Below are 8210 nucleotides of genomic sequence, written 5' to 3'. Positions count from 1 at the left end.
GGCCTCCCGCCCCCGCGGCGGGGGGGGGTGGTGGGCCCCCCCGGGGGGGGGCGCCCCCCCCCCCCCCGCCCCCCCCGGGGGGGGGGGGGGGGCCCCCCCCCCCCCCCCGGGGGGCGCGGCAATGGCCATCGCCTTCACCCGGTTTGTCCAATCGCACACCGATATTTCAGGTGTGATCGGTATCGGCGGCGGTGGCGGCACTTCGATCATCACATCCGGCATGCGCGTGCTGCCGCTCGGCCTGCCCAAGATCATGGTCTCGACGCTCGCCTCGGGCGACACCGCGCCTTATGTCGATGTCTCCGACATCGTCATGATGCCGTCGGTGACCGACATGGCCGGCTTGAACCGGCTGTCTCGCGTCGTGCTGCACAACGCCGCCCAGGCGATAGCAGCCATGTCTGCAAAACCGGCGCCGCCGCCCGACGGCAAACCGTCGATCGGGCTCACCATGTTCGGCGTCACCACGCCGTGCGTGACTTCGATCGCCGACGAGCTTCGTTCGAGCTATGACTGCATGGTCTTCCACGCCACCGGCACCGGCGGCCGCACCATGGAGAAGCTGGCCGACAGCGGCTTGCTGTCCGGCGTCATCGACATCACGACGACAGAAGTCTGCGACCTCCTGTTCGGCGGCGTTCTGCCGGCAACCGAAGACCGTTTCGGCGCGATCGCCCGCACGAAGTCGCCCTATGTCGGCTCGGTCGGCGCGCTCGATATGGTGAATTTCTGGGCGCCGCCGACCATTCCGGAACGCTATAGCGGACGGCTGTTTTACGAGCACAATCCGAACGTGACGCTAATGCGTACGACGCCTGACGAAAGCCGCAGGATCGGCGAATGGATCGGTGCAAGACTAAGCCTTTGCGAGGGACCGGTCCGGTTCCTCATTCCCGAAAAGGGCGTTTCGGCGCTCGACATCGAAGGCGGCGCCTTCTTCGACCCCGAGGCCGATGCAGCACTCTTCGAGGCCATCGAGCGCACGATCCTGCCGGATAACACGCGTCGCGTGATCCGCTTGCCGCTGCACATCAACGATCCCGAATTCGCCAAGGCTGCGGTTGCGGCTTTTCTCGACATCGCCAGACAGTGAGAGACGAAGCCATGCCCGCCATACCGCGCAAGAAGATCCTGGAAAAGTTCCGCAAGATGATTGCCGGCGGCGTACCGATCGTCGGCGGCGGCGCCGGCACCGGGCTGTCGGCCAAGGCCGAGGAGGCCGGCGGCATCGACCTGATCATCATCTACAATTCCGGCCGCTACCGCATGGCCGGCCGCGGCTCGGCTGCCGGCCTGCTCGCCTATGGCAACGCCAACGAGATCGTCAAGGAAATGGCCTACGAGGTGCTGCCGGTGGTGAAGAAGACACCGGTGCTGGCCGGCGTCAACGGCACCGATCCTTTCGTCATCATGCCGCTGCTGCTGGCCGAGCTGAAGACGATGGGTTTTTCCGGCGTGCAGAACTTTCCGACCATCGGCCTGTTCGACGGCCAGATGCGGCAGAGTTTCGAGGAAACCGGCATGGGCTTCGGGCTCGAGGTCGACATGATCGCCGCGGCTCACGAGCTCGATCTCCTGACCACGCCCTACGTGTTCAACCCCGACGAGGCGCGCGCCATGACCAAGGCCGGCGCCGACATCGTCGTCGCTCATATGGGGGTGACCACCGGCGGCTCGATCGGTGCGACGTCGGCCAAATCGCTCGACGACTGCGTGACCGAGATCGACGCCATCGCTGAAGCGGCGCGTGCCGTGCGCAAGGATGTCATCCTGCTTTGCCATGGCGGGCCGATCTCGATGCCGGACGATGCCCGCTACATCCTCGAACGCTGCAAGGGCCTGCACGGCTTTTACGGGGCAAGCTCGATGGAGCGGCTGCCGGCGGAAGCGGCGATCGCCAGGCAGACTGCCGATTTCAAGGCGGTCTCACTGGAGCAGCGGACCCAAAAGTCGGAACCGGTTTTGGGAAAATCCGATGCGCAAACAAAAAAAAGCGGTGCCAAGACGACCGCGAAGAAAAAGAAGGGATGAGACGATGACCGACAAGAGCAAGGTGTTTGTCTACCCGAAGGATGTCAGCGCCTTCGGCTTCGACTGGGGCAAGCTGTCGCTGACGGTGGCGCCCGAGGTGAACGGCGCCACGCGCTTTTCCGGCGGCGTCGTCGACCTGCCCTCCGGCAAGGGCCACACGCGCCACAACCATCCGGGTGCGGAAGAGATCATCTTCGTCATATCAGGCAATGGCGAGCAGATGGTCGAGGACGAGGACGGCAATCCGGTCGTCGAGAAGGTCGGCCCCGGCTGCACCATCTATGTGCCGGAAAGCCGCTTCCACTCGACACTGAACACCGGCGATGCGCCCATGCAGCTTTTCGTCGTCTATTCGCCGGCCGGGCCGGAACTGGCGTTGCGCGACCTGCCGGATTTCAGGCTGCTGCCGCCGGGCGGGAAATAGGCTCGGCTATGTCCTTCTTCGGCAGCGCCGCCCCTCATCTGGCTGCCGCCATCTTCTCCCCGTAAACGGGGAGAAGGACGCTGCCACCAATGGTTTCGCCAACCGCCAGCGTTGGCAGGAAGAGTGCCGGGGCCGCGCTCAGTTCCCTTCTCCCCGTCTACGGGGAGAAGGTGCCGGCAGGCGGATGAGGGGCAGCACCGTCATTCGCCTTATGAAGCGTCCCCCCGGTTCCAGCCCCTGCCCCGGTCGCCGAACATCACGTAGCCGCTATCGGTGACCGCCACCGTGTCCTCGATCTTGATGAAGCCGCGCGTCGGGTGCAGCATCGTCGTCTCGACCGAGAGCACCATGTTTTTCTCCAGCGGCTTTTCGGCATAGGTGCCTTCATAAGTCACCGGATGATTCGTCATCAGGAACGGCGCCTCATGGGTGATCAGTCCCATGCCGTGGGCGAAGAAATCGGTATAGGGCGCGACCTTTGACGCTTTCAGCACGCCTTCCGCGTAGGAAATCATGTCACCACCCAGCGTGCCGGAGTGTACCTTGGAAAAGGCCGCCTGCTGCACCGCCTCGACTTCGGCCAACAGATCCTCGAGTTCGGCATCCGGCTCGCCGAGAATGCCCATGCGACAGAGGTCGCCGATATAGCCGTGATAATTGCCGCCGGAATCGATCGACATCACCTCGCCCTTCTTCCAGGCCTGCGGCGAGCCGGCGCGGTTATGGCTGGCGCCGAGCGTCAACAGGCAATATTCGAAATGCGCGCCGCGATTGGTCTCCTCGCGCCGCAGCTGCTCGATGATCTCGGTCTTGGTCGTGCCTTCACGGGCCCAGGCAATGGTCGCCAGCATGGAATCGGTGATCAGTTCGGAGGCGATGCGCAGCTTCTCGAGCTCCGCATCCGTCTTGATCGCCCGCATCCGCTCCAGCATATCGGTCGCATCGACAAGCCTTGCATCCGGCAGCGCCTTGCGGATCAGCGTGTAGGCGTCAGACGGCAGGAAAGCCGGCTCGATGCCGATGCGGGCGTCGCCCTTGCCGATTTTCGCCAGGTGCTCGACCGCGAGATTGGCGGCGTCGAGCGTGCCCCAGCAGGCGGCGTGGAAGGTCGGCGTCCAGAGCGGGTTGTTCTGGTGCTCGGCGCCCTCCATGCGGTTGCCGATATAGGCGGCGTGGTCCGGCCCGCCCTTCTCGTAGACGACGACAGGCAGATAGCGGCTGTGGCCGATCGCATCCATGGCGGCGAAGAAGATGAACTTGTAGCCGCCAAGCAGATATTGCGTGTTGTGCTTGGAGGTGGCGAGCAGCACATCGATGCCGGCCTCCTCCATCAGCCGATCGACCCTGGCGTGATCGAACGGGATGGTGCTGACGGCATTTTTACCCGGGGCGACGTTCATCTTTCTCTCTCTCCCTGAATTCCCTGACCGCACGATCAGATCGCGGCAGTTCTCAGTCTGGTCTTACCGAGACAGGTCTGGTCCTACCAGATAAGGTCGGATTGAACCGCTTCCCTGTAACTGGTCCAGCGGACAAAATTTTCAAAGCCACATGAGGATGCGCCAAATCCGTCTCTGGCGAAACCCTCGGCAAGGCTCATAATCACCCTTGCAAGGATGCCGTCCGGTGTCCGAGGGTATTGGCCACCCGGGCCGAATGGCTGAGAGGGACGGAGTTCGATCATGTCAGAGGTCACGATTTCCAGACGCAGCGTGCTTGCCGGTTCGGCACTGCTGCTGGCTTCGACGGCGCTGCCGACGATCGGCTGGGCACAGACGCCGAAGAAAGGCGGGCGGCTGGTCGTCGCCGCCGATTCCGAGCCGCGCAACCTCAACCCGGCGATCGTCGCGTCCAACGGCGTCTTCTTCATTTCGAGCAAGATCGTGGAACCGCTGGCCGAGGCGTCCTTTGACGGCAAGGACGGGCTCGACCCGCGCCTGGCGACAAGCTGGGAGGGCGCCGCGGACGGCTTGTCGGTGACGTTCAAATTGCGCGAGGGCGTCAAATGGCATGACGGCAAACCCTTCACCTCCGCCGACGTCGCGTTCTCGGCGCTGCAGATCTGGAAGCCGCTGCAGAATCTCGGCCGCACCGTGTTCAAGGATCTGGAGGCGGTCGACACGCCAGACGAACTGACGGCGGTTTTCAAATTCGCCAAACCGACACCATTCCAGCTGATCCGCAACGCCTTGCCGGCGCTGACTAGCGTGGTACCGAAGCACATCTACGAGACGGGAAAGATCGAGGAGAACCCGGCCAACAACGCACCTGTCGGCACCGGCCCGTTCAAATTCGCCGAACACAAGCCAGGCGAATATTACCGGCTGGAGAAGAATGGGGACTATTGGGGCAAGGGCCAACCTTACCTCGACGAGATCATCTATCAGGTGCTGCCCGACCGCACCTCGGCGGCAAGCGCGCTCGAGGCCGAAGAGATCCAGCTCGCCGCCTTTTCCGCGGTGCCGCTGGCCGATCTCGACCGCATCTCCAAAGTGCCTGGCCTCAAGGTGATCACCAAGGGTTATGAGGCGCTGACCTATCAGCTCGTCGTCGAAATCAATCATCGCCGCAAGGAGCTGGCCGACCTGAAGGTGCGCCAGGCGATCGCCCACGCCATTGACAAGGATTTCGTCGTCAAGACGGTGTTCCTCGGCTATGCCGCCACCGCCACCGGCGCGGTGCCGAAAAACGATGCGCAGTTCTATACGGCCGATGTGCCGACCTATGCCTTCGACGTGGCCAAGGCCAACGCCCTGCTCGACGAAGCCGGCTACAGCAAGGGTGACGACGGCAAGCGTTTTTCGCTGAAGCTGCTGCCGGCGCCCTATTTCAACGAAACTAAGCAGTTCGGCGACTATCTGCGCCAGGCGCTCGCCGCCATCGGCATCGACGCCCAGCTGGTCAACAACGACTCGGCCGCGCATATCAAGGCCGTCTACACCGACCACGCCTTCGACCTTGCGGTCGGGCCGCCAGTGTTCCGCGGCGATCCGGCAATCTCGACCACCATCCTGGTGCAGAGCGGCATTCCAGACGGGGTGCCGTTCTCCAACCAGGGCGGCTACAAGAACGACGAACTCGACGCCCTCATCGCCAAGGCGTCCGAGACGCTCGACCCCGCCGCGCGCACGGAACTTTACAGGGAGTTTCAGAAAAAGGTCGCAGCCGACCTGCCGCTGATCAATGTCGCCGAATGGAGCTTCATCAGCGTTGTCAGGGACACGGTTGGGAATGTCGCAAACAACCCACGCTGGGCGGTGTCGAACTGGGCGGACACCTGGCTGGAGGGGTGAGCTGCGGGTTAATTGAGATTGACCTTCGCCAATAGGTGAAGTTGGTAATGTCCGTGCTCGACGATACCCCCCTCTGTCCTGCCGGACATCTCCCCCTCAAGGGGGGAGATTCGCTTGCTTTGGCGACGGCCCTTTCCTCAGCAATGTTTGCGATTGGCGCCACGGCTAGTGACGGCCAATCTCCCCCCTTGAGGGGGAGATGTCCGGCAGGACAGAGGGGGGTGCCTAGGCTCGGCATTTCTGTTAATCGGCCCAAGCAGCCGGCGCCGCCATGACCCGCGCGCTTCTCCTCCTTCGCCGTCGCCTCGTCGGCAGTGTCTTCGTACTGCTGATTGTCGTGATCGGCACTTTCCTTTTGCTGGAAGCCGCCCCCGGTGACGCGGTCGACGCCTACATCGTCTCGACCGGCGGCGACGCCGGCATGATCGAATTGCTGCGCCATCGTTGGGGCCTCGACCAGTCGGCGCTGACGCGGCTGGCGACCTATCTATGGGCGCTGCTGCATCTCGACCTCGGCCAGTCGGTGACCTTTTCGCGGCCAATCCGCGACGTCATCCTCGAGCGCCTGCCCAACACGCTGCTGTTGATGGGCAGCGCCACCGCGCTCTCCTTCGGCCTCGGCTCGGCGCTCGGCATCTATGCCGGCGCCAGGCCCGGCGGCTTTCGCGACCGCTTGCTGTCGATCGGCTCGCTGGCGCTCTATGCCGTTCCCGGCTTCTGGCTCGGGCTGGTGCTGATCATCGTCTTTGCCGTCGACCTGCGCTGGTTCCCGATCGGCGGCATCGAGAGCATCGCGTCGGGCAAGACCGGCCTTGACCGCGCGGCCGATATCACCCGCCATCTCGTGCTGCCGGTGTCGGCACTCGGCTTCATCTATCTGGCACTCTATCTGCGCATGATGCGCGCCGGCATGGCCGAGGTCTGGCGGCAGGATTTTGTCCTCGCCGCCCGCGCCAAAGGGCTCTCCCGCCGCCGCATCGTGCTCGCCCACGTCGCCCGCAACGCGCTGTTGCCGTTGGTCACCATGCTCGGCCTGCAATCGGCGCAGATGCTCGGCGGCAGCGTCGTCATCGAAAGTGTCTTTTCAGTGCCCGGCCTTGGCCGGCTGGCGCAGGAGGCGGTGGCGGCGCGCGACACGGCGCTGCTGCTCGGCATCATCCTGGTCAGCGCCGTTCTGGTTATCGCCATCAACCTTCTCGTCGACATTGCCTACGCCTTCCTCGATCCACGCGTCGGCGCCAGCGAGGCCGGTGCGTGAGCCGGCTTCGCCGCTTTCTTCGCACGCCGGAAGCGGTCGCCGGCGCGATCATTCTGGCGGCGCTGTTCGCCATGGCGCTGACAGCGCCTTTGTTCTTTCCCGGCGACCCGCAAGCCATTGCCGGGCCGGCATTGCTGCCGCCCTTTCAGGACTGGTCGCTGCCGCTCGGCACCGACCGGCTCGGCCGCGACGTGCTGGCCGCGCTTCTCCACGGCGCCCGTACCTCGCTGGCGGTCGGGCTGGCGGCAGCGGCAGCAGCCCTTGCCGTCGGCGCGATAGTCGGAACGCTGGCCGGCTTTGCCGGCGGTCTCGTCGACGAAGTGCTGATGCGCATCACCGACGCCTTCCAAACCGTGCCGAGCTTCCTGCTGGCGCTGGCTTTCGTCAGCGTCGTCGGGCCGTCGCTCGGCGTCGTCGTCGCGGCGATCGCGCTCGGCGCCTGGACGGGGCCGGCGCGCGTTGCGCGCGCCGAAGTGCTGTCGATCCGCGAGCGCGATTTTGTCGCCGGCGCCCGTGTCATCGGCATGCATCCGCTGGAGATCGCGTTGCGCGAAGTGCTGCCCAACGCTTTGCCGCCGGTGCTGGCGCTGTCGTCGGTGATCGTCGCCGCCGCGATCCTCACCGAGGCGGCACTTTCGTTTCTCGGCCTCGGCGACCCCAACCGCGTGACCTGGGGCGGCATGATCGCCGAAGGCCGCGCCGTGCTGCGCACCGCGCCCTTTTTGTCGATCATTCCGGGCATAGCACTCGTGCTGACCGTGCTCGGCGTCTATCTCGCCGGCGAAGGCGTCGTCGAGACGACGGCGGTGAGAAGGAGCCTGTCATGACGGCGCTGCTTTCGATCCGCGATCTGACGGTGACCTATCGCCGCGACGGCAGCCAGGTGGCGGCGCTGAACCATGTCAGCCTCGATGTCAGCGCCGGCGAGCGCTTCGCCATCATTGGCGAGAGCGGCTCGGGCAAGAGCACTCTGGCGCTGGCCATTGCCGGGCTGCTGCCGGGTTCTTCCAAGGTTGGAGGCTCGATCGAGTGGTTTTTGCCATCCTTTGGTGCCAAGGCACCCCCCCGCGGGGGGGGGGGGGGGGGGGCGCGCCCCACCTCTGGCGGCGCCCCCCCCCCCCCCCGGCGCGCCCGCTGCGCTTTCCCACCCCGCCTCGCCGATCCTCCCCGCAAGGGGAGGGTGAACAGGCGCCAGTCCCCTCAC

8 protein-coding genes are annotated in these 8210 nt (G+C 65.0%); 7 read left to right on the top strand and 1 reads right to left on the bottom strand.

Annotation, left to right across the window (positions count from 1 at the left end; translation table 11 throughout):
* The 3 genes from AC0L3D_RS35330 to AC0L3D_RS35320 form a co-directional block, all read left to right on the top strand.
* On the top strand, positions 1 to 1093 hold a 1093-nt coding region (locus AC0L3D_RS35330; RefSeq protein ID WP_473647387.1), incomplete at its 5' end, for a Tm-1-like ATP-binding domain-containing protein.
* A gap of 11 nt (positions 1094 to 1104) precedes the next feature.
* Entirely contained in the window at positions 1105 to 2031 is a 927-nt protein-coding gene (locus AC0L3D_RS35325; protein ID WP_473586664.1) for a phosphoenolpyruvate hydrolase family protein, read from the top strand.
* Between the two features lie 4 nt (positions 2032 to 2035).
* On the top strand, positions 2036 to 2455 hold the full coding sequence (locus tag AC0L3D_RS35320) for a cupin domain-containing protein (RefSeq protein ID WP_287344163.1): 420 nt from the start codon (positions 2036 to 2038) through the stop codon (positions 2453 to 2455).
* Positions 2456 to 2664: 209 nt separating this feature from the next.
* On the opposite strand, the gene AC0L3D_RS35315 is transcribed toward AC0L3D_RS35320, so the two are convergent.
* Entirely contained in the window at positions 2665 to 3855 is a 1191-nt protein-coding gene (locus AC0L3D_RS35315) for a M24 family metallopeptidase (RefSeq protein WP_473647386.1), read from the bottom strand.
* Positions 3856 to 4137: 282 nt separating this feature from the next.
* On the opposite strand from AC0L3D_RS35315, the gene AC0L3D_RS35310 reads away from it, so the two are divergent.
* The 4 genes from AC0L3D_RS35310 to AC0L3D_RS35295 all read left to right on the top strand — a co-directional run.
* Positions 4138 to 5748, top strand: coding sequence for an ABC transporter substrate-binding protein (locus AC0L3D_RS35310; protein WP_473647385.1), 1611 nt, complete (start codon positions 4138 to 4140; stop codon positions 5746 to 5748).
* 271 nt (positions 5749 to 6019) lie between these two features.
* Positions 6020 to 7006, top strand: coding sequence for an ABC transporter permease (locus tag AC0L3D_RS35305; RefSeq protein WP_419694765.1), 987 nt, complete (start codon positions 6020 to 6022; stop codon positions 7004 to 7006).
* The gene (locus AC0L3D_RS35300; RefSeq protein WP_473523500.1) at positions 7003 to 7833 is read left to right on the top strand and encodes an ABC transporter permease; all 831 of its coding nucleotides are present in this window, start codon (positions 7003 to 7005) and stop codon (positions 7831 to 7833) included. Before AC0L3D_RS35305 ends, AC0L3D_RS35300 begins: the two co-directional genes overlap by 4 nt.
* The coding region (locus AC0L3D_RS35295; protein ID WP_473647384.1) for an ATP-binding cassette domain-containing protein at positions 7830 to 8210 on the top strand (381 nt) is incomplete at its 3' end. The genes AC0L3D_RS35300 and AC0L3D_RS35295, both read left to right, overlap by 4 nt.

It is taken from the genome of Mesorhizobium sp. WSM4837 (assembly GCF_055811435.1).
The sequence above is the reverse complement of the archived record's forward strand: the minus strand, read 5'-3'. Positions and strand labels throughout refer to the sequence as shown.